General features: G+C 70.9%; 19 protein-coding genes. 11 read left to right on the top strand and 8 right to left on the bottom strand.

Annotation, left to right across the window (positions count from 1 at the left end; all coding sequences use genetic code 11):
• Positions 1 to 205 precede the first annotated feature (205 nt).
• Both ACTMTU_RS03530 and ACTMTU_RS03525 read left to right on the top strand, forming a co-directional pair.
• Positions 206 to 937, top strand: a complete 732-nt coding sequence (locus ACTMTU_RS03530) for a MerR family transcriptional regulator (RefSeq protein ID WP_441261920.1) — start codon at positions 206 to 208, stop codon at positions 935 to 937.
• 64 nt (positions 938 to 1,001) lie between these two features.
• Positions 1,002 to 1,277 (top strand): DUF2087 domain-containing protein, encoded by a 276-nt coding sequence (locus tag ACTMTU_RS03525; RefSeq protein WP_441261919.1) that lies wholly within the window; start codon positions 1,002 to 1,004, stop codon positions 1,275 to 1,277.
• A gap of 18 nt (positions 1,278 to 1,295) precedes the next feature.
• On the opposite strand, the gene ACTMTU_RS03520 is transcribed toward ACTMTU_RS03525, so the two are convergent.
• The 4 genes from ACTMTU_RS03520 to ACTMTU_RS03505 are packed head-to-tail and all read right to left on the bottom strand — an operon-like array spanning position 1,296 to position 7,014.
• Entirely contained in the window at positions 1,296 to 3,470 is a 2,175-nt protein-coding gene (locus ACTMTU_RS03520; RefSeq protein ID WP_441261918.1) for a 3-hydroxyacyl-CoA dehydrogenase NAD-binding domain-containing protein, read from the bottom strand.
• Between the two features lie 36 nt (positions 3,471 to 3,506).
• The gene (locus ACTMTU_RS03515; RefSeq protein WP_441261917.1) at positions 3,507 to 4,721 is read right to left on the bottom strand and encodes an acetyl-CoA C-acetyltransferase; all 1,215 of its coding nucleotides are present in this window, start codon (positions 4,719 to 4,721) and stop codon (positions 3,507 to 3,509) included.
• A gap of 20 nt (positions 4,722 to 4,741) precedes the next feature.
• Entirely contained in the window at positions 4,742 to 5,884 is a 1,143-nt protein-coding gene (locus ACTMTU_RS03510; RefSeq protein ID WP_441261916.1) for an acyl-CoA dehydrogenase family protein, read from the bottom strand.
• Positions 5,881 to 7,014, bottom strand: coding sequence for a CaiB/BaiF CoA transferase family protein (locus tag ACTMTU_RS03505; RefSeq protein WP_441261915.1), 1,134 nt, complete (start codon positions 7,012 to 7,014; stop codon positions 5,881 to 5,883). The genes ACTMTU_RS03510 and ACTMTU_RS03505 overlap by 4 nt, the downstream gene beginning before the upstream one ends.
• 246 nt (positions 7,015 to 7,260) lie before the next feature.
• Between ACTMTU_RS03505 and ACTMTU_RS03500 the strand changes: the two genes are divergently transcribed.
• From ACTMTU_RS03500 to ACTMTU_RS03485, 4 genes are all read left to right on the top strand, one after another.
• Positions 7,261 to 8,460, top strand: a complete 1,200-nt coding sequence (locus tag ACTMTU_RS03500) for a saccharopine dehydrogenase family protein (protein WP_441261914.1) — start codon at positions 7,261 to 7,263, stop codon at positions 8,458 to 8,460.
• 148 nt (positions 8,461 to 8,608) lie between these two features.
• The gene (locus tag ACTMTU_RS03495) at positions 8,609 to 9,265 is read left to right on the top strand and encodes a hypothetical protein (protein WP_441261913.1); all 657 of its coding nucleotides are present in this window, start codon (positions 8,609 to 8,611) and stop codon (positions 9,263 to 9,265) included.
• Between the two features lie 237 nt (positions 9,266 to 9,502).
• Positions 9,503 to 10,738 carry an epoxide hydrolase family protein gene (locus tag ACTMTU_RS03490; RefSeq protein WP_441261912.1) on the top strand — a complete coding sequence of 412 codons (1,236 nt, stop codon included), beginning with the start codon at positions 9,503 to 9,505 and terminating at the stop codon, positions 10,736 to 10,738.
• Between the two features lie 204 nt (positions 10,739 to 10,942).
• On the top strand, positions 10,943 to 11,428 hold the full coding sequence (locus ACTMTU_RS03485; RefSeq protein WP_441261911.1) for a phospholipase: 486 nt from the start codon (positions 10,943 to 10,945) through the stop codon (positions 11,426 to 11,428).
• A gap of 62 nt (positions 11,429 to 11,490) precedes the next feature.
• On the opposite strand, the gene ACTMTU_RS03480 is transcribed toward ACTMTU_RS03485, so the two are convergent.
• Positions 11,491 to 12,186 carry an endonuclease V gene (locus tag ACTMTU_RS03480; protein ID WP_441261910.1) on the bottom strand — a complete coding sequence of 232 codons (696 nt, stop codon included), beginning with the start codon at positions 12,184 to 12,186 and terminating at the stop codon, positions 11,491 to 11,493.
• Between the two features lie 71 nt (positions 12,187 to 12,257).
• Here ACTMTU_RS03480 and ACTMTU_RS03475 point away from each other — a divergent pair, with 71 nt between their 5' ends.
• Positions 12,258 to 12,557 carry a YciI family protein gene (locus ACTMTU_RS03475; RefSeq protein WP_441261909.1) on the top strand — a complete coding sequence of 100 codons (300 nt, stop codon included), beginning with the start codon at positions 12,258 to 12,260 and terminating at the stop codon, positions 12,555 to 12,557.
• Positions 12,558 to 12,575: 18 nt separating this feature from the next.
• Here ACTMTU_RS03475 and ACTMTU_RS03470 read toward each other — a convergent pair whose 3' ends face one another.
• Positions 12,576 to 13,679 carry a WD40/YVTN/BNR-like repeat-containing protein gene (locus ACTMTU_RS03470; RefSeq protein WP_441261908.1) on the bottom strand — a complete coding sequence of 368 codons (1,104 nt, stop codon included), beginning with the start codon at positions 13,677 to 13,679 and terminating at the stop codon, positions 12,576 to 12,578.
• A 211-nt stretch (positions 13,680 to 13,890) separates the two neighbouring features.
• Here ACTMTU_RS03470 and ACTMTU_RS03465 point away from each other — a divergent pair, with 211 nt between their 5' ends.
• The 4 genes from ACTMTU_RS03465 (at position 13,891) to ACTMTU_RS03450 (ending at position 18,772) form a co-directional block, all read left to right on the top strand.
• Positions 13,891 to 14,307 (top strand): SsgA family sporulation/cell division regulator, encoded by a 417-nt coding sequence (locus ACTMTU_RS03465; RefSeq protein WP_441261907.1) that lies wholly within the window; start codon positions 13,891 to 13,893, stop codon positions 14,305 to 14,307.
• A gap of 365 nt (positions 14,308 to 14,672) precedes the next feature.
• Positions 14,673 to 16,316, top strand: coding sequence for an ABC-F family ATP-binding cassette domain-containing protein (locus ACTMTU_RS03460; protein ID WP_441261906.1), 1,644 nt, complete (start codon positions 14,673 to 14,675; stop codon positions 16,314 to 16,316).
• A gap of 377 nt (positions 16,317 to 16,693) precedes the next feature.
• Entirely contained in the window at positions 16,694 to 17,668 is a 975-nt protein-coding gene (locus tag ACTMTU_RS03455) for an acyl-ACP desaturase (protein WP_441261905.1), read from the top strand.
• Positions 17,669 to 17,860: 192 nt separating this feature from the next.
• Positions 17,861 to 18,772: a chitosanase gene (locus tag ACTMTU_RS03450; RefSeq protein WP_441261981.1), complete on the top strand. Its 912-nt coding sequence runs from the start codon at positions 17,861 to 17,863 to the stop codon at positions 18,770 to 18,772.
• 119 nt (positions 18,773 to 18,891) lie between these two features.
• Here the strand turns inward: ACTMTU_RS03450 and ACTMTU_RS03445 are convergent, their stop codons facing one another.
• Together ACTMTU_RS03445 and ACTMTU_RS03440 are read right to left on the bottom strand one after the other, a co-directional pair.
• Entirely contained in the window at positions 18,892 to 19,143 is a 252-nt protein-coding gene (locus tag ACTMTU_RS03445) for a WhiB family transcriptional regulator (protein ID WP_005309080.1), read from the bottom strand.
• Between the two features lie 78 nt (positions 19,144 to 19,221).
• Positions 19,222 to 20,019 carry a VOC family protein gene (locus tag ACTMTU_RS03440; RefSeq protein ID WP_441261904.1) on the bottom strand — a complete coding sequence of 266 codons (798 nt, stop codon included), beginning with the start codon at positions 20,017 to 20,019 and terminating at the stop codon, positions 19,222 to 19,224.
• Positions 20,020 to 20,169: the final 150 nt, after the last annotated feature.

Genomic DNA, 20,169 nt, shown 5'->3' with positions numbered 1-20,169 from the left:
AATCGCCAACTATCGGGAACAGGCTTCGCCAACTACGTTGAACAGCCGGCGAGCGACCAGCGTCAATGCCTCCACGCATCCGCCAACTATCGCGAACGGTCACATCCGCCGCCGACAACGGATCTTCGGCCCGTCCCACCGCTTTCACAACACCGGTGAGACAGCAATACTGTTGCACCGGTGTGGTTCAGCAGAAGGAGGCCTCATGGCGACCGGGACCGAGGAGCCGACGCTCACCGTCGACGAACTGGCCGCGCGCGCCGGGGTCACCGTGCGCACCATCCGCTTCTACAGCACGCGCGGGCTGCTGCCCCCGCCCGTGATCGGCCCCCGCCGGGTCGGGCACTACGGCACGGACCATCTCTCCCGGCTGGCCCTCATCGAGGAGTTGCAGCACCAGGGCATGACCCTCGCCGCGATCGAGCGCTACCTGGAGCAGTTGCCGCCGGACCTGAGCGCGCAGGACCTGGCGATCCACCGTGCGCTGGTCGCGTCCTGGGCCCCGGAGTCGGCGGAGGAGGTCACCCGCGAGGAGCTGGAGCGCAGGGCGGGCAGGGCGCTGTCCGACCAGGACGTCGGCCGGCTGGCCGCGATGGCGGTGCTGGACCGGTCCACGCCGGACACCTACCGGCTGGACGGCGGCCTGCTGCGGCTCGGCGTGGAGCTGCTCGACGTGCCGATCGCGCACGAGACGATCCTCGCGTCGCGCACCGTGCTGCTGGAGCACGCACGGGCCGCCGCGCAGGACCTGAGCCGGCTGTTCCGTGACGAGGTCTGGGGCCCTTACCGCGAACGCGAGTCGGACCCGGACCATGTGGCGGCGATGAAGTCGCTGTCCGCCCATATGCAGCCGATGGTGATCCAGGCACTGGTGACGGCGTTCCAGCGATCCCTGCGGGAGGAGCTGCGGGCGGCGTTCGACACGGGGGCGGAATGAGCGAGTGCCCGGGGCCGGCGTAAACAAGTTGCCCGGGGCCGGTCGGTGCAGGAGGCTTCCGGCCATGTCCGATCAAGGCACCAGTACCGCTCACAGCGTGCACGCGCTCTTCTCCCACGGCCGGCTGACCGCGATCCCCCGCAAGCCGGCCCGCCGCGAACAGCTGCTCGCACACCTCGCGGAGACGCTGTTCGAGCGGAGTTGCGACTACACCGAACGCGAGGTCAACGACGCGCTGCGCACCGTGCACGACGACTGCGCCGCCCTGCGCCGCTATCTGGTCGTGGCGGGTCTGCTGACCCGCACGAAGGACGGCGGCAGCTACCGGCGGGGCCGGTGACTGCCGCCGTCGTGACGGTCACGCGTCGGTGAAGACCTCGCCGCGCTCCGCCTTCTCGACCAGCAGCGCCGGCGGCTGGAACCGGTCGCCGTAGCGCTCGGCCAGCTCGCGGGCGCGGGCCACGAAGCCCGTCGGGCCGCCCTCGTAGCCGTTGATGTACTGCAGGGCGCCGCCCGTCCAGGCCGGGAAGCCGATGCCCATGATGGAGCCGATGTTGGCGTCGGCGACGGTGAGCAGGACGTTCTCCTCGAGGCAGCGGACCGTGTCCAGGGCCTCGGAGAAGAGCATCCGCTCCTTCATGTCGTCGAACGGGATCTCGGTGCCCGGCTTGGTGAAGTGCTCACGCAGCCCCGGCCACAGACCGGCGCGCTTGCCGTCCTCGTCGTAGTCGTAGAAGCCCGCGCCGCCGCTGCGGCCGGTGCGGCCGAACTCGTCGACCATCCGGTCGATCACGGTGTCCGACGGGTGGCCGGCCCAGGTGCCGCCCGCCTCCTCGACGGCGCGCTTCGTCTCGTTGCGGATCTTGCGCGGCAGGGTCAGGGTCAGCTCGTCCATCAGGGAGAGCACCTTCGCCGGGTAGCCGGCCTGCGCGGCCGCCTGCTCGACGGAGACGGGGTCGACACCCTCGCCGACCATCGCCACGCCCTCGTTGATGAACTGGCCGATGACGCGGGAGGTGAAGAAGCCGCGGGAGTCGTTGACGACGATGGGCGTCTTGTTGATCTGCCGGACCAGGTCGAAGGCGCGGGCCAGCGCCTCGTCACCGGTGCGCTCGCCCTTGATGATCTCCACCAGCGGCATCTTGTCGACGGGCGAGAAGAAGTGCAGGCCGATGAAGTCGTCGGGCCGCGAGACGCCTTCGGCGAGCACGGTGATCGGCAGGGTGGAGGTGTTGGAGCAGAGCAGGGCGTCCGCGTCGACGACGTCCTGGATCTCCTGGAAGACCTTGTGCTTGAGCGCGGTGTCCTCGAAGACCGCCTCGATCACCGCGTCGCAGCCCGCGAGGTCCGCGGCGTCGGCGGTCGGGGTGATCCGGGCGAGCAGCGCGTCGGCCTTCTCCTGGGTGGTGCGGCCGCGTGACACGGCCTTGGCGCACAGCTTCTCCGAGTAGCCCTTGCCCTTGGCGGCGGCCTCGGCGCTGACGTCCTTGAGGACGACCTCCATGCCGGCCCGCGCGCAGGAGTACGCGATGCCGGCGCCCATCATGCCCGCGCCGAGGACGGCCACCTTGCGGACGGGCCGCGGCTCGATTCCCTTCGGCCTGCTGGCGCCGGAGTTGACGGCCTGCAGGTCGAAGAAGAAGGCCTGCATCATGTTCTTGGCGATCCGGCCGGTGACCAGCTCGGTGAAGTAGCGCGCCTCGATGACCTGGGCCGTCTCGAAGTCGACCTGAGACCCCTCGACGGCGGCCGCGAGGATGTTCCGCGGCGCCGGGTAGGGGGCGCCCGCGGTCTGCTTCCGCAGGTTCGCGGGGAAGGCGGGCAGGTTGGCGGCGAACTTCGGGTTGGACGGGGTGCCGCCGGGGATCTTGTAGCCCTTGACGTCCCAGGGCTGCTGCGAGGACGGGTTCGCGTCGATGAAGGCGCGGGCCTTGGCCAGCATCTCGTCCTCGGTGGCGGCCACTTCGTGGACCAGGCCGTTCTCCAGGGCGCGCTGCGGACTGTACTGGGTGCCCTGGAGCAGCACCTTCAGCAGCGCGTCCGCGATGCCCATGAGGCGTACGGTGCGGGTGACGCCGCCGCCGGCCGGCAGCAGGCCGAGGGTGACCTCGGGCAGGCCGATCTTGGAGCCCGGCGCGTCGAGGGCGATGCGGTGGTGGCAGGCGAGGGCGATCTCGTAACCGCCGCCGAGCGCCGCGCCGTTGATGGCGGCGACGACGGGCTTGCCGATGGTCTCGATGCGGCGCAGGGCGCGCTTGATGCCCATGCCCGCCTCGAAGACGAACTGTGCGTCGTCCGGACCGGCCTTGATCATCTCCTTGAGGTCGCCGCCCGCGAAGAAGGTCTTCTTCGCGGAGGTGAAGACGATGCCGCGGATGGACTCCTGCTCGGCCTCCACCCGGTCGGCGATCGCGGCGATCGAGGCCTTGAAGGCCTGGTTCATGGTGTTGGCGGACTGGTTCGGGTCGTCGAGGACGAGCGTGACGATGCCGGTCTCGTCCTGTTCCCAGCGGATGGTGGTGGACTCGCTCATGGTCTGGCTGCTCCGTATGGCGGGTGAGGACGGGGGTCAGAGACGCTCGACGACGGTGGCGATGCCCATGCCGCCGCCCACGCAGAGGGTGGCGAGGCCGTACCGCTTGTCCTGGCGTTCCAGTTCGTCGATGAGGGTGCCGAGGATCATCGCCCCGGTCGCGCCCAGCGGGTGGCCCATGGCGATGGCGCCGCCGTTGACGTTCACCTTGTCGAGGCCCAGGCCCATGTCCTGGGCGAAGCGCAGGACGACGCCGGCGAAGGCCTCGTTGATCTCGACGAGGTCGATGTCGCCGATGGTCAGCCCGGCCTTGGCGAGTGCCTTGCGGGTCGCGGGCGCCGGACCGGTGAGCATGATCGTCGGCTCGGAGCCGGAGACCGCGGCGGAGACGATCCGGGCGCGCGGGGTGAGCCCGTAACGCTCGCCCACCTCCTTGCTGCCGATGGCGACGAGGGCGGCGCCGTCGACGATGCCGGAGGAGTTTCCGGCGTGGTGCACATGGTCGATCTTCTCGACCCAGTGGTACTTCTGCAGAGCGACGGCGTCGAAGCCGCCGAGGTCCCCGATGCCCGCGAAGGACGGCTTGAGGGACGCGAGGGAGTCCGCGGTGGTGCCGGGGCGCATGTGCTCGTCGTGGTCGAGGACGACGAGGCCGTTGCGGTCGCGGACGGGGACCACCGAGCGGTCGAAGCGTCCGTCCTTCCACGCGGCGGCGGCCCGCTCCTGCGACATCGCCGCGTACTCGTCGACGTCGCGGCGCGACCAGCCGCCGAGGGTGGCGATCAGGTCGGCGCCGATGCCCTGCGGGACGAAGTTGGTCTCGAAATTGGTCATCGGGTCGGCGAACCAGGCGCCGCCGTCGGAGGCCATGGGCACACGCGACATCGACTCGACGCCGCCGGCGAGGACCAGGTCCTCCCAGCCGGAGCGGACCTTCATCGCGGCCATGTTGACGGCCTCGAGGCCCGAGGCACAGAAGCGGTTCTCCTGCACGCCGGCGACCGTGTCGGGGAGCCCGGCGGCGATGGCCGCGATCCGGGCGATGTCGGACCCCTGGTCGCCGACCGGTCCGACGACGCCGAGCACGATGTCGTCGACGGCGGCGGGGTCCAGGCCGGGGAACCGGGCCCGGATCTCGTGGATCAGTCCGACGACGAGATCGATCGGCTTGGTGCCGTGCAGGGCCCCGTTGGCCTTGCCGCGACCGCGCGGGGTGCGGATCGCGTCGTACACGTACGCTTCGGTGCTCACTGGTCAGCCTTTCAAGAGGGTTAGCCGAGCAGGGAACGACCGATGATCTCCTTCATGATCTCGGTCGTGCCGCCGTAGATGGTCTGGATGCGTCCGTCCGTGAATGCCCTGGCGACGCGGTACTCGTTCATGTAGCCGTACCCGCCGTGGAGCTGGAGGCAGCGGTCGGCGGCGCGCTTCTGGAGTTCGGTCGCCCACCACTTGGCCATCGAGGCGTGGACGGCGTCCAGCTCCCCGTTGGCGTGGTCGGTGATGCAGCGGTCGAGGAAGGCACGGGTGACCGCGCATTCCGTCGCCAGCTCCGCGATCTCGAAGCGGATGTGCTGGAGCTTGGCGAGCGGCCGGCCGAAGGCCTCGCGCTCCTTGACGTACTCGGTGGTGATCTCCAGCAGATGCTCGGCCGCGGCGATGCCGGCGACGGCGATCGCCATCCGCTCCTGCGCGAGGTTGGTCATCAGATGGATGAAGGCGCCGTCGAGCTCTCCGAGCAGGTTCTCCTTGGGGACGCGGACGTCGTTGAAGAACAGTTCGGCGGTGTCCTGCGACTTCTGGCCGATCTTGTCGAGGTTGCGGCCGCGCTCGAATCCCTCCGCGCCCCGCTCGACGACCAGCAGCGACAGTCCGTGCGCGCCGCCTTCGGGAGTGGTCTTGGCGACGACGATCACCAGGTCGGCGAGGATGCCGTTGGAGATGAATGTCTTGGAGCCGTTCAGCAGCCAGTGGTCGCCGCGGTCCTCCGCCGTGGTGCGGATGCCCTGGAGGTCGGAGCCGGCGCCCGGCTCGGTCATCGCGATCGCGGTGATGATCTCACCGCTGCAGAAGCCCGGCAGCCAGCGGCGCTTCTGCTCGTCGGTGGCGAGGGAGGTGAGGTAGGGGCCGATGATGTCGTTGTGCAGGCCGATGGCCAGGCCGGGCGCGCCCGCGCGGGTGAACTCCTCGTGGAGCACCGCGGCGTACCGGAAGTCGTCGTTTCCGCCGCCGCCGTACTCCTCGGGCACGGCGAGTCCCAGCAGCCCCTGGCGGCCGGCGGCCAGCCACGCGTCGCGGCTGACGATCCCGTCCTTCTCCCACTGCTCGTAGTGCGGCTCCACCTCCTTGGTGAGGAAGGTGCGCACGGACTGACGGAACGCCTCGTGCTCGGGGGTGAAGATCTGGCGCTTCAACGGTCCTCCTGGGGCCGGATGGCGGGCACGTCCCAGTCCCTGGCGACGTCCGCGGTGTCCGCGCCGGGCTGGGCGGGTCCCCGGCCCACGGCCGTGGGGGTGGCGGAGAAGCGGGGCGCGGGAGCGGGCTGGGTGATGCCGCCGTGTTCGACGTACGTCCCACGGGCGGCGAGGTGCGGGTGGCCGGGGGCCTCGCGGAGCGAGAGCACCGGGGCGACGCAGGCGTCGGTGCCTTCGAACACGGCGGTCCACTCGGCGCGGGTACGGGACCTGAACCGGTCGGCGACGGCCTGGCGCAGCTCCCCCCAGCGGTCGAAGTCCTTGCGGGCCGGGATGTCGTCCTTGATGCCGAGCAGTTCGACGAACTGGTCGTAGAACTGCTGCTCCAGCGCGCCGACCGCCATGTACTGGCCGTCCGCGGTCTCGTAGGTGCCGTAGAAGGGGCAGCCGCCGTCGAGGAGGTTCGCGCCGCGGCGGTCCTGCCAGCCGCCGGCGGCCATCATCCCGTGGATCATCGTGGCGAGGTGCGTGGCGCCGTCGACGATGGCCGCGTCGACGACCTGTCCGCTGCCGCCGTCGGCGCGCGCGTGCTGGAGGGCCGCGAGCACGCCGATGACCAGGTAGAGGGAGCCGCCGGCGTAGTCGCCGACGAGGTTGGCGGGCACTGTGGGCGGCTCGCCGGCACTGCCGATCATGGAAAGCGTGCCGGTCAGGGCGATGTAGGCGATGTCGTGGCCGGCGCGCTGGGCGAGCGGGCCCTGCTGGCCCCAGCCGGTCATCCGTCCGTAGACCAGACGTGGGTTGCGGCCGAGACACTCGTCGGGGCCGACGCCGAGACGCTCGGCGACGCCGGGCCGGAAGCCCTCGATGAGGATGTCGGCGCGCTCGACGAGATCGAGGACGCGGGCGGGGCCGTCGGCCGCCTTGAGGTCGATGAGTACGGAGCGCTTGTTGCGGTTGGTGAGGTCGTACGCCGGGTCGATGGCCAGCCCGGCACCGCCGGGGCGGTCGACGCGCACGACATCGGCCCCGAGGTCGCCGAGGAGCATCGCGGCGAACGGGCCGGGCCCGATGCCTGCCAGCTCCACCACTCGCACCCCGGCCAGCGGGCCGTTACCTGACGCTGTCATTCAGCCCCCAGCTATGTGACACAAATGATGTAACACCAGTGATGGTAAGAACGCGTTCCAGTTATGACAAGGGTTTGGGCCGAGCGAGCGCTTAGAGTCTCGAACCCACTTGATCACCGGTGGGTCACCAAGGGAAACCGGATCTTCTGCGCGGCCGCCGCGCGCGCTAGCCTCAGCCACCGACAACGGCGTGGGGCAGGGTCTGCCGCCCCGATCCGCCGGTACAGCCTGACGGCGGAGGAGCCAGTGAACAGCCAGAACGGGACGGACCGCGCACAGCGCCCGTACGACATCGTGCTCTTCGGGGCCACCGGATTCGTCGGGCGGCTGACCGCCGAGTATCTGGCGCGGCACGCGCCCGAGGACTGCCGCTGGGCCGTGGCGGGACGCAGCCGCGGCAAGCTCGAGCACCTGAGGGAGCAGCTGGCCGTCATCAACCCGTCGTGCGCGGCCCTGGCGCTGATCGAGGCCGATGCCGCCGACGCCGGTTCGATGCGGGAGCTCGCCGACTCCGCCAGGGTCGTCGCCACGACGGTCGGCCCGTACGTCTGGTACGGCGAAGGCCTGGTCGCGGCGTGCGCCGACGCCGGGACGGACTACCTGGACCTCACCGGGGAGCCCGAGTTCGTCGACCTGATGTACGTGCGGCACGACGCGCGGGCCCGCGAGACCGGCGCACGCCTTCTCCACGCGTGCGGCTTCGACTCCGTCCCGCACGACCTCGGCGTGTACTTCACCGTGCAGCGGCTGCCCGAAGGCGTTCCGCTCACCGTCGACGGCTTCGTGCGCTCCAACGCGATGTTCTCCGGCGGCACACTGGCGTCGGCGCTCAACGCCATGGGCCGCGGCCGTGAAACGCTGCGCGCCGCACGCGAACGCCGGCTCCACGAACCGCGGCTGGTCGGCCGCCGGGCGCAGGCCCCGCTCGGTGGGCCGCGCTTCAGCCGGGAGACCGGGGCGTGGGCGCTGCCCCTGCCGACGATCGACCCGCAGATCGTGGTCCGCTCGGCACGCGCGCTGGAACGCTACGGCCCCGACTTCCGCTACCGCCACTACGCGGCGGTGAAGACCCTGCCGATGGCCCTCGGCGGCCCGGCCGCCGTCGGCGCGGGCCTCGCCCTCGCGCAGATCCCCGCGGCCCGGCGGTGGCTGACGGACCGTTACGCCCCGGGCGACGGCCCCAGCGCCAAGCGCCGGGCGGAGAGCTGGTTCTCGGTGCGCTTCGTCGGCGAGGGCGGCGGGCGCCGGGTCCTCACCGAGGTGAAGGGCGGGGACCCGGGCTACCACGAGACGGCGAAGATCCTGGCGGAAGCGGCGATGTGCATGGCGGGCGACACGCTGCCGAGGACCTCCGGTCAGGTGACGCCGGCGGTGGCGATGGGCGACGCGCTGCTGACGCGGCTTCAGCGGGCAGGCATCCACTTCCGGGTGGCGCACACCCGCTAGTCAGTTCACCCTCGCCGACTCGAACCAGGGCATCCGCTGGGGCGGACGACCACGTGCCACCGCAGCGTGAGGTCGCAACCGGTGATCGGTTCCGGTCACAGCACTGGCTGGAAGGGGTTGCCCTCTACCCTCGCGATACGGTGCTGCCATGTCTCGATCAGTCGAAACCGGATCAGTCTTGTCTCCCGTCACCGCGGACGACGTCGACCTTGCCGTGCGGCTCGCCGTGGACATCCTTCGGGACGCACCCCGCGAGAGGTGGGGCGGTAAGGCCGGTTCGCTGGAGTGGGACTGCTGGGAGACCGTCGAGCACCTCGCCAACGACCTGTTCTACTACGCCGTGCAGCTGGGGCCGCAGAACCCGCCGCTGGACACCCATGTGCCTTTCGCGTTGAGCCAGAAGAGGCCGGACGGACCCGCGGTCTTCCTCTTCGCGGACCGTGATGCGGGTCCGGCCGGCCTGGTGCAGGTGCTGGAGGCGAGCGGCGCGCTGCTGGTCGCCATGGTGCGTACGACGCCGCCCCGGGTCCGCGCCCACCACGCCGCCGGGGTGTCGGACCCCGAAGGCTTCGCGGCGATGGGGGTGGTGGAGACGCTGGTACACATGCACGATGTGGCGGAAGGCTTCGGGCTTGCCTGGACCCCGTCCTCCGCTCTCTGCTCGCGTGTGCTCGACCGTCTGTTTCCGGAGGCTCCGGGCGGCGCGGATCCCTGGCTCACCCTGTTGTGGGCCACCGGCCGCGCCGAACTGCCGGGGCACCCTCGTCCCACCACGTGGCGCTGGGCCAGCACACCGCGGTCATAGGAGCGGATCGGCTTCAGCCGCGGCCAGGCTGATGATCGTGCCCCTACCGCACCGGGCCACCCGTCCCAACCGGCAACCGGCGAACGTATGCGGTCACGGCACCAGCGGACGCGGACGCGACCGTCGCATCCCCGCTGTACGCGCGCGGGGGGCGGGGTACATTCCTGCCCCGGCCCCGCTGCCCCGGACCCGCCCTGGCATGGAACGACACCGCCCCTCCCCCGAAGGGACCACGCCATGACCACCCCGCGCGCCTTCCCCCTGGAGCCGACCCCGATCCATGTGTCCGACGAGGTCCTCGAGGACCTGCGCGCCCGTCTCGCACTGACCCGTCCGCCGCTGGACGAGGGGAACGGGGACTGGTCCTACGGCGTCCCGGACGGCTATCTCCGTGAGCTGGTCGCCCACTGGCGGGACGGCTACGACTGGCGCGAGGCCGAGGCCGCCATCAACGTCTACGAGCACTACCGGGCGAGCGTCGCCGGCGTCCCGGTGCACTTCATGCGCAAGCCGGGCCGCGGCCCCCGCCCGGTCCCGTTGATCCTCACCCACGGCTGGCCGTGGACGTTCTGGCACTGGTCGAAGGTGATCGACCCGCTCGCCGACCCGGCCGCCTTCGGCGGTGACCCCGCCGACGCGTTCGACGTCATCGTGCCGTCACTGCCCGGCTTCGGTTTCCCCGGCCCTCTCACCGGCTTTCCGGACGTCAACTTCTGGAAGGTCGCCGACCTCTGGCACACCCTGATGACCGAGACCCTGGGATACGAGAAGTACGCCGCCGGGGGCTGCGACATCGGCGGGATCGTCGCCGGCCAGCTCGGCCACAAGTACGCCGACGAGCTGTACGGCATCCACATCGGCTCCGGGCTTCCGCTCGACTTCTTCACCGGCCCCCGCGCATGGGACTTCGCCCGGAACCGGCCCCTCACCGACGACCAGCCCGCCGACGTCCGCGCCCGCATCATCGAGCTGGACCACCGCTGGGCGTCCCACCTCGCCGTGCACATGCTCGACGGCGCCACCCTCGCCCACGGGCTGAGCGATTCACCCGCCGGACTGCTCGCCTGGCTGCTGGAGCGTTGGAACGCCTGGAGCGACAACGGCGGCGACGTCGAGTCCGTCTTCACCAGGGACGACCTGCTCACCCACGCCACGATCTACTGGGTGAACAACTCCGTCGCCACGTCGATGCGTTACTACGCCAACGCCAACCGCTACCCCTGGGCCCCCTCCCACGACCGCACCCCGGTCGTGCAGGCCCCGGTCGGCCTCACCTTCGTCACGTACGAGAACCCGCCCGGCATCCGCACCGCCGACGAGCGCGTCCGGGCTTTCAAGACCGGACCCCAGGCCGATTGGTTCAACCACGTCAACGTCAACGCCCACGACCACGGCGGCCACTTCATCCCCTGGGAGAACCCCGACGCCTGGGTGAGCGACCTGCGCCGCACCTTCCACGGCCGCCGGCCCTGAACCACCCCTGCGGGGCGGATCCGTCGTCAACGCCCTTGCCTGCGGCCGGTGTCCGGCCCAGGCCCCCGGGTCCGACACGAAGATTTCATCCGTTGCATGTGACGCAAAGGCTGTGCAGGACGCGCGTATAGCAGGACTCTGGACCTGCCCGTGGACAGGCCACGTGGCGCGCACCGACCCCCGTCCATACGTGGAGGTTTCTGCATGCGTCGCCGTTTCGCCCTGCCGCTCGTGTCGGCCGCTCTGGCATTGCCCGCCGCTCTGATCCCCGCCGGGTCGGCCTCCGCCGCCCCCGCCGACAAGCTCCAGGTGCTCAGCTCCTGGACCCAGACCAGCGCCACCAGCTACAACGCCTGGGCGGCCGCCCGGGCCAACCAGGGCGCCTGGAGCGCCTACGGCTTCAACTGGTCCACGGACTACTGCTCCACGTCGCCGGACAACCCGTTCGGCTTCCCTTTCAAGATGTCATGCGCACGCCATGACTTCGGCTATCGGAACTACAAGGCCGTCGGTAGCTTCGACGCCAACAAGTCCAGACTGGACTCGGCGTTCTACGAGGACCTGAAGCGGGTGTGCAACCGGTACTCCGGCGCCACCCGCACCGCGTGCAACTCGACGGCGTGGACGTACTACCAGGCCGTGTCCGCCTTCGGGTACTCGGCTGCGGTCGACGGCGGCAAGGCCGCCTGAACCACGGGTGAGGCCCCGTCACAGGCGTGACGGGGCCTCACCCGACGCGGGCGCCGCAGCCGTCACACGCCTGTCGCCTCGAGAAGCGCCCTCCGGCACAGGGCGTCCGCGCGCCGGGTCGTCTCCGGGACCCGGAACTCAGGTGCCAGCCGCAGCGTGTGGGCACATGCCGCGTCGAGCGTCACCCGGTGACCCGCGGAGACGAAGACCGGCTTCACACCCCGCTGGGTGCGCAGGGCCCTGCCGACCTCCTCGCCGTCGTCGGCGAGAAGGGGCGCGAAGTCGCCCCGCCCGTCCCCGAGTTCGCCGTAGGTGAAGACGAACGGGTTCTTCGCGACGCCGATCGAGGGCAGCCCCGTCAGCACCCCGAGGTGGCTCGCCAGCCCGAACCGCCGGGGGTGCGCGCGACCGTAGCCGTCGCAGACGACCAGGCCGGGCCCGGCCGTGAGCGACTCGAGGGCGGCCAGCACCGTCGGGATCTCGCGGAAGGCGAGCAGTCCGGGCACGTAGGGGAACGTGATCCGGCCGATGGCCGTGGCCTCTTCCACCACGGCCAGCGTCGCCGCGTCCAGCACGACCGCCGCCGCGGCGACGACATCGCGGTCGTCGTCGTACGCCACGTCGACGCCTGTCACCAACCCGGTGCCGACCGGTGGGCCCGGCTCGTCCAGGACGACACGCGTGCGCAGTTCGTCCTGGACGGCCAGGGCCTCTTCCTCGTTCACGGGCCAGCCGGAGGGCGCTTCGACGATCTTCATGATGCCGCCCACTGTATGGCTTGCCCCCGAGCGACCGCCCGCCCGGTGACAGGCCCGGTAGCGTGACGGTCATGTTTGTGATGGAACTGACCTACACCGCGCCGGTCGAGCGCGTCGAACCGCTGATGGAAGCCCATGTGGCATGGCTGGACGACCTGTACGAGGAGGGCGTCTTCATCGCCTCGGGCAGGAAGAAGCCGCGCGACGGCGGGATCATCCTCGCCGTCGGGGACGACCGCGCCGGCATCGAGAAGATCGCGGCGACCGACCCCTTCGTCGTCGGCGCCGTGTGCGCCTACCGGATCACCGAGTTCATCGCGACGAAGACAGCGCCGGAGCTGGCTCCCTACCGCCAGCAGCCGGCTTCCTGACGACCCGACCGCCCGGTCTCAGAACTCCAGACGCGCGACCCGGCCCTTCTCTCCGGAGGCCCAGCAGCCGAAGTCGGGGGTGCAGTCGACGGTGTCGAACGAGCCGGTGTCGACCGTGTGCCAGGTCCGGCCGCCGTCCGTCGTGAGGTCCGTGCCCGTGGGCCCGACGGCGAGGGCGGCGGACCTGCTGTGCGGAAGCCAGGTCACACCGGAGCGGTACGCGGGCGGCGGGGTCTGCGCCTGCCGCCAGCTGCGGCCACCGTCGCCCGTGACGGCCGCGGCCCGGGGCGAGGCCTGGTCGGCACGGTAGTCGCCGCCGACCGCGAGGCCGTGCGTCCGGTCGCGGAACGCGAGCGCGAAGACGCCGCGTGCGGGGTCGCCGGCCGGGATCGTCGACTCCGCGACGGTCCAGTTCAGCCCGCGGTCCGCGGAGTGCAGCACCCGCGCCGTGGCACCGCCGCCGGTGGCCAGCCAGACGTCCTTCGGGCCGGAGCTGACGAGGCACTGGCCGCTCGCGGCGAAGCCGGCCTCGCCCGGCAGGGCGGGCGGCATGCCGGCGTCGGGGAGGACCTTCCAGGACCGCCCGCCGTCGCCCGTGGACAGGATGCGGTACTTCCCGTCCACGGGGTCGCTCATGGCCAGGCCGTGCCGGCTGTCGAAGAAGGTGATGCAGTCGTAGAACGCCTTGGCGTCGGTATTGCGGAACGACTCGGTCCAGCTCGCCCCGCCGTCCTCGGTCCGCAGCACCCGGGACGCCTCGCCCTCGCCGATGGCCAGGACCACCGCGCGCCGGCCGTCGAACGCCTCGACGTCACGGAACTCGAGCGCGCCGGCCCCGGGCGGTGAGACGTCCAGCCAGCTCCGGCCGCCGTCGGTGGTGCGCAGCACGGTGCCCTTGGAGCCGGCCACCCATGCGGTCTTCCGGCTGACGGGCGCGAGGCCCCGGAACCGCACATCGGTTCCGGTGTCCTTCAGGCTCCAGCCGGGGGTACCGGCCGCCGCCGGCCGGTCCGCTGCCGGGGGCGCCTGTTCGGCCCGCGCCGGTACGGCGGTCGCTGCCGCCACCGCGAGGGCGCACAGCCCCATGGACAGCGTTCGTCTCGTCTTCCCCATGGACCTCATGGCGCTGGAAGCTAGCCCACGCGCCGGGACCCGTCCAGGGTGCGTGGCGCCGGCTCCGTCGTGTGGTGATCCGAGTGTGCGCCGGACGGCGGGCGGTGACACATGTCACTCTCTTCTCCGGTGCACGGAATCGGTCCTTCCGACGTCTTCTGAGATATCAGGGAGACCTGCGCCATCAGGACCCAGCGAGCCGCACACGAAGGAGCGGGGCTTGTCCACCGTCATCGAGCAGACCGTCCAGGCCCGACTCGTCGCGTCCGCACCACAGATGGAGTCCGTTCCCGCGACACTGCACTACGACCGCCGTGATCCTTTCGCCGTCCGTATCGACTTCCCCGGACCGGCCACTCTGGAGGGCACCGATGTGTCCTGGGCGTTCTCACGGGAATTGCTCGCGGAGGGGGTCCATGAACCGGCCGGCCTCGGTGACGTGCGGTTGCGGCCGTACGGCTACGACCGGACGGTGCTGGAGTTCCACGCCCCCGAGGGCATGGCCATGGTGCACATCCGCACCGGGGATCTGCGGCGCTTCCTCGAGCGCGCGCACGAGGCGGTCCCGGCCGGGCGCGAACACCTGTACCTGGGGCTCGACCAGGACCTGACGGAGTTGTTGCGCGACGCCGCCTGACGCCCTCCGCCGCTTCCCGCCACCGCACGACCCCCGCCGCCGGCCGAGCCCTGCGGCACCGTTCCCCGGGCCGGAGGAATCCCGTTGACACGGTCCCGGGCGCTCTTTACGGTGTATGACGGTTCTGTTGTCGTCGATCGGAGTAGGACGTTGCACGTCTGAGGTCTTGAGACACCGCGCAGCACGGCTCACGCCTGTGCGCTTGCGTGCGACCTCGACGATTCATGCCGTCCGCTCTCCCCGACCGGGACCTTTCTTCCTTCCCGGCGTCTCCGGGATCTCTCACGGCCCCTTTTCGGCATCCGTCACGTCGCACAGGTGTCTCCAACGTTGCTCCCAGCCCGTAACCAGCAACCGGAGGCCACGTGTCTACTTCCCCCACCTTTCTCACCTGCTCCCAACTCTGCTTCGCATGGCCGGACGGCACCGTCGTCTTCGAGGACCTCCACCTCGCGGTCGCGCCCGGCCGCACCGGACTGATCGGCCTCAACGGCTCAGGAAAGTCGACCCTGTTGCGCCTGCTCGCCGGCGAGCTCGTACCGTCCGCCGGAGCGGTCCGCGCCGTGGGAGAGATCGGCTACCTGCCGCAGAACGTCGTGCTCGACACCGGCATGCGGGTGGACGAGGTCCTCGGCATCGCCCGGACCCGCGCCGCGCTGCACGCCATCGAGGCGGGCGATCCGAGCGAGGAGAACTTCACCACGGTCGGCGACGACTGGGACGTCGAGGAGCGCGCGCACGCCACCCTGGACGAGCTGGGCCTCGGCCACATCGGTCTCGACCGCACCATCGGCGAGCTCTCCGGCGGCGAGGCGGTCCTGCTGCGGCTGGCGGCGCTGCTGCTGGCCCGTCCCGATGTGCTGCTGCTCGACGAACCCACCAACAATCTGGACCTGTTCGCCCGCCGGCGCCTCTACGACGCGGTGACACGGTGGTCCGGCGTGCTGTTGGTCGTCAGCCACGACCGTCAACTGCTGGAGCTGGTGGACCAGATCGCCGATCTGCGCGACGGCGAGGTCGCCTGGTACGGCGGCAACTACTCCGCGTACGAGGAGGCGCTCGCCGTCGAACAGCAGGCGGCAGAAAGGACGGTGCGTGCGGCGGAGGCCGACGTACAGCGCCAGAAGCGCGAACTCGCCGACGCCCACGTCAAGCTGGCCCGTCGTCGGCGGTACGGCCAGAAGATGTACGACACCAAACGGGAGCCGAGGATCGTCATGCGGTCCCGCATGCGCTCGGCCCAGGAGTCGGCGGGCAAGCACCGCATCCTCCACACCGAGAGACTCGCGGAGGCGAAGGAGCGCCTCGACGAGGCCGTGGAGGCGGTACGCGACGACGACGAGATCCGAATCGAGCTGCCCAGCACCCAGGTCCACCCCGGTCGCGAGGTGCTGCGGCTCCGGAACCTGCAGCTCCGGTACGGGGCAGAGGTGAAGGGAGAGTTCGAGGTACGCGGACCAGAACGGATCGCGCTCGTGGGGCGCAACGGCGCGGGCAAGACGACCCTGCTGCGCACGATCGCCGGAGAACTGGAGCCGGTGGCGGGCGAGGCGGTGCCCGAAGTCCCGCTCCGCTTCCTGCCCCAGCGCCTCGACCTCCTCGACGACGGGCTGAGCGTCGTCGAGAACGTGGCCCGGTTCGCCCCTGGCGCCACTGACAACCAGATCAGGGCACGGCTGGCGCGGTTCCTCTTCCGGGGCGCCCTGGCCGACCAGCCGGCCGGGACACTGTCGGGCGGCGAGCGGTTCCGTGCGGCACTCGCGGCGCTGCTGCTCGCCGAGCCCGCGCCGCAGTTGCTCATGCTGGACGAGCCGACGAACAACCTCGACATGTCGAGCGTGCGCAGCCTCACGGCGGCGCTGGAGTCCTACCGGGGAGCCCTGATCGTGGCCAGCCACGACGCGTCGTTCCTTGATGCGATCGGCGTCACGCGGCGGCTGCTGCTCGACGGCGGGCTGCGGGACGTCTCGGCGGAGGAACTGCGGGAGGGGGCGTTCCCGACGGGATGAGCGTGCGGGTCCCGACGGGTGAGGTTGCGGCGCGTCGGGCCTGAGCGTGCGGCGCGGCCGGCGGTGAGGCACCGGGAGACCGGTCCGACCCGCCCGGCCGCGCCGCGCCGCACGGTGCGAACGACCGGGCGCCCCGGGGACACGGCGACGCGCCGTGCGCCTGCACCGACCCGTCGGGCGGACACGAATGATCCGGCCGTTCCGGCAGCAGCGGAAGACCGTGACAGAGCTCTCCGTACACCGCTGGAGCTGCCCTTATAACGGTACGTAATCGGGCATCGCGGATCCGGGCTTGGACGGGGCCTTATGACGCGCTTAACCTACGGTTTCGTAACCTACGAGTACGTAGGTAACTCTCCCGTCCCCCAGGAGCCCCCGTGACGATCACCTCTCCCCACCTCGGCAGTTCGGAAGCGTGGACCGACGCGCGACTTCTGTACGCGCTGGAAGAGGTCGTGGAGAAGGAGCTCAACCGCCATCTGAAGGTCGCCAAGGACTGGATGCCGCACGAGTACGTCCCCTTCTCCGACGGCCGCAACTTCCCCGGCTTCTTCGAGGACGGAGAGGCCTGGGAGCCCGCCCAGTCCAAGGTCACGGACATCGGCAAGATCGCGCTGGTGGTGAACCTCCTCACCGAGGACAACCTCCCCAGCTACCACCACGAGATCGCGACGCTCTTCGGCCGCGACGGCGCCTGGGGCACCTGGGTGCACCGCTGGACCGCGGAGGAGGGCCGGCACGGGATCGTGATGCGGGACTACCTGCTCACCTCGCGCGCCGTGGACCCGGACAAGCTCGAGCAGTTCCGGATGGCCCACATGGCGGAGGGCTTCGAGTCCGACAACCGCCACTCGATGCTGCACTCCGTGGCGTACGTCGCCTTCCAGGAGCTCGCGACGCGCGTGTCGCACCGCAACACCGGCCACCAGTCGGGCGACCCGGTCTGCGACCGGATGCTGGCGCGTATCGCCACCGACGAGAACCTCCACATGGTCTTCTACCGCAACCTGCTGGGCGCGGCCTTCGAGATCGCCCCCGACCTGACCATGCAGGCCGTGCGGGACGTGGTCGTGAACTTCCGGATGCCGGGGCACGGTATGCCCGGTTTCGAGCGGGCCGCCGCGCAGATGGCCATCGGCGAGATCTACAACATGCGTATCCACCACGACGACGTGCTCCAGCCGGTGCTGCGCCACCTCAAGGTCCTGGAGATCGACGGCCTGGGCCCGGAGGGCCTCAAGGCGCAGGAGGAACTCGGCCTGTACATGAACGGGCTGGACGCGGAGGCGCTCAAGTTCGACGAGAAGCTCGCCGCCCGCAAGGCCCGGATGGCGGCGCGCGCCGCCGGCTAGGACGTCCACGCCGGGCAACCCCGGCGCCGGTGGCCTCCGCTCCCGAGGAGGGCGGTGCGACGTGAGTGGCCCTCGCTCCCGGACGAGGGCCTGCGGCGACGGTGGCCGGGCCCGGCCGCGACCGTACGGGCGGGCCGAACCCGGGACTACTGGGGCGCGGGGCGGCACCGTACGCTGTCCCGCGTGAAACCCCTGACGCGCGTCGTCCTCTTCGGCGCCCCTGTAGCTGTTGCCGCCTCCGTCTACTTCGGCGGAGGCGGCGAGTCGCTACGCCCCAAGGACGACCCGAGCCTGCGCGTCAGCCCGACCGCCTTCGCCCCCGACCCGCTCAAGGCGGGCAGCCCGGCCCAGCAGCGCGAGCGGGACGACCGCATCGACGCGCTGCCGCCGGGCCTCGCGGACCCCGCGAAGAAGGAGATCGCCGCCCAGTTGGTGGCGAGCGCGGAGAACTCGACGCTGGACTGGAAGAGCCAGTACGGCGCCATCGAGGACATCGGCGACGGCAACGGCTACACGGCCGGGATCATCGGCTTCTGCTCGGGTACGAACGACATGCTCCAGCTCGTCGAGTACTTCACGGCCGAGCACCCGGACAACCCGCTCGCCGCGTACCTCCCCGCGCTCCGCGAGGTCGACGGCAGCGACTCGCACGAGGGACTGGGCGCGCCCTTCGAGGCGGCGTGGGTGAAGGCGGCGGAGGACCCCGAGTTCCGCAAGGCGCAGGACGTGATGCGCGACCGGATCTACTTCGACCCGGCCGTGCGGCTGGCCAAGATGGACGGCCTGTCCACGCTCGGCCAGTTCATCTACTACGACGCGATGGTGCTCCACGGACCGGGGCTCGGCCCGGACGGCTTCTACGGCATCCGCGAGGCCGCGATGAAGGCCGCCGACACCGCGGCGGAGGGCGGCGACGAGAAGGCCTACCTGAATGCCTTCCTCGACGCCGGCCGGACCGTGATCGGCCGCCAGAAGACCGAGCAGACCAGGGACTCCTCGCGGATCGACACCGCTCAGCGGGTGTTCCTGCGCGAGGGGAACATGGGCCTGGACACGCCGCTCACCTGGCGGGTCTACGGAGAGACCTTCCGCATCGGCTCATGAGCCGATGCGCCGCCCGGTGACCGCCGCGCCGCCCGGCGGCGCGCCCGGCCTCGTGAGCCGCGCTTCCACCTCGTGGGCGTGCCGCGCCGCCTGCGGAGCGGCGGCGGCCGCCGCCCGGGTCAGCGGGCCGTGCGCTTGAGGCGGTGGCGTTCCTTCTCCGACAGGCCGCCCCAGACGCCGAACCTCTCGTCGTGTGTCAGCGCGTACTCGAGGCAGGCCACCCGGCCCTCGCACGCTCCGCAGAGCTGCTTGGCCTCGCGGGTCGAGGAGCCGGGGGCCGGGAAGAAGAACTCGGGACCCGCCTGGGCGCACAACGCGCTCTCCTGCCAGGAGAGTTCGTGCTCGGTGGTGATTGTGGTGTTGATCGGCATGCGGAACACGCTGCCCGTCGCAGATAAACATCCCGTCAACGAACGATCAACGGCGTCCCCCGCAGGGGGCCTTTCAGGTCAGTCCCCCAGCAGGAATCCCCGCACGACGGCGAACCGCGCGCCCGCCGGATCGGCCAGTTTCGCGAAACGGCCGACGCCCTCCACATCGACGGGCGCCAGCCTGATCTCCGCGCCCAGCTCCTGCGCCCTGGCCACCGAGGCGTCGCAGTCCTCGACGGCGAAATACGGCAGCCAGTAGGGCCCGCCGGCGGCCTCGAGCGGATCGGCGTTCAGCCGGAGGACGCCGGCGAACGTGGTGTCCTGCGCCGCACCGCCCGGGCGGACCATGGTGTAGGTCCCGCTGCCGTCGGGCATGGGCATCTCGGAGACTTCCCAGCCGAAGACGTCGCCGTAGTACGCCAGGGCGGAGTCGGGCTCCGGTGTGAACAGCTCGAGCCAGGACAGGGTCCCCAGCTCGCTGACCGCGTCGAGTCCCTTGTTCCGGCCCGGTTCCCAGCCCGCGAAGGCCGCACCCGCCGGGTCGAGGCAGATCGCCATGCGCCCTTGGTCGAGGACGTCCATGGGCCGGACGACGACGCTCCCGCCGCGCTGTTCGACGGCTTTCACCAGGGCGTCGGCGTCAGGCGTCTGGAAGTAGACGTTCCAGTTCGGCGGCCCCTGCTCCGGCGGGACGGTCATCACGGCGGCGACCGTCCTCCCGCCGAGCTGGAACATGCCGTAACCGCCGGCATCCGGCCCCGCCGACACGAACGTCCAGCCGAACACGCCGCCGTAGAAGGTCTTGGCGGCTTCGACGTCGGCCGTGCCGAGGTCGATCCAGTTCGGGGAGCCGGTGACGTAGGGAACGCTGAGCAAAGGTCCTCCTTCGGATGCGGCCGCCGTCGCTCCCCGAGTCTCCTACCGATCCCGCCCGAAACCTTCACGGCGCGCCCGGCGAAATCGCCGTACGGCGCTGCGACGCCGGGTGGATTCACGGCGCCCGCATCGCGGGCCCGGGCCGTCAAG

Origin of the sequence: Streptomyces sp. OZ13, assembly GCF_052068155.1 — a bacterium.
Taxonomy (GTDB): domain Bacteria; phylum Actinomycetota; class Actinomycetes; order Streptomycetales; family Streptomycetaceae; genus Streptomyces.
Note: the sequence above shows the minus strand (reverse complement) of the source record. Positions and strands in the feature narration are given on the sequence as shown.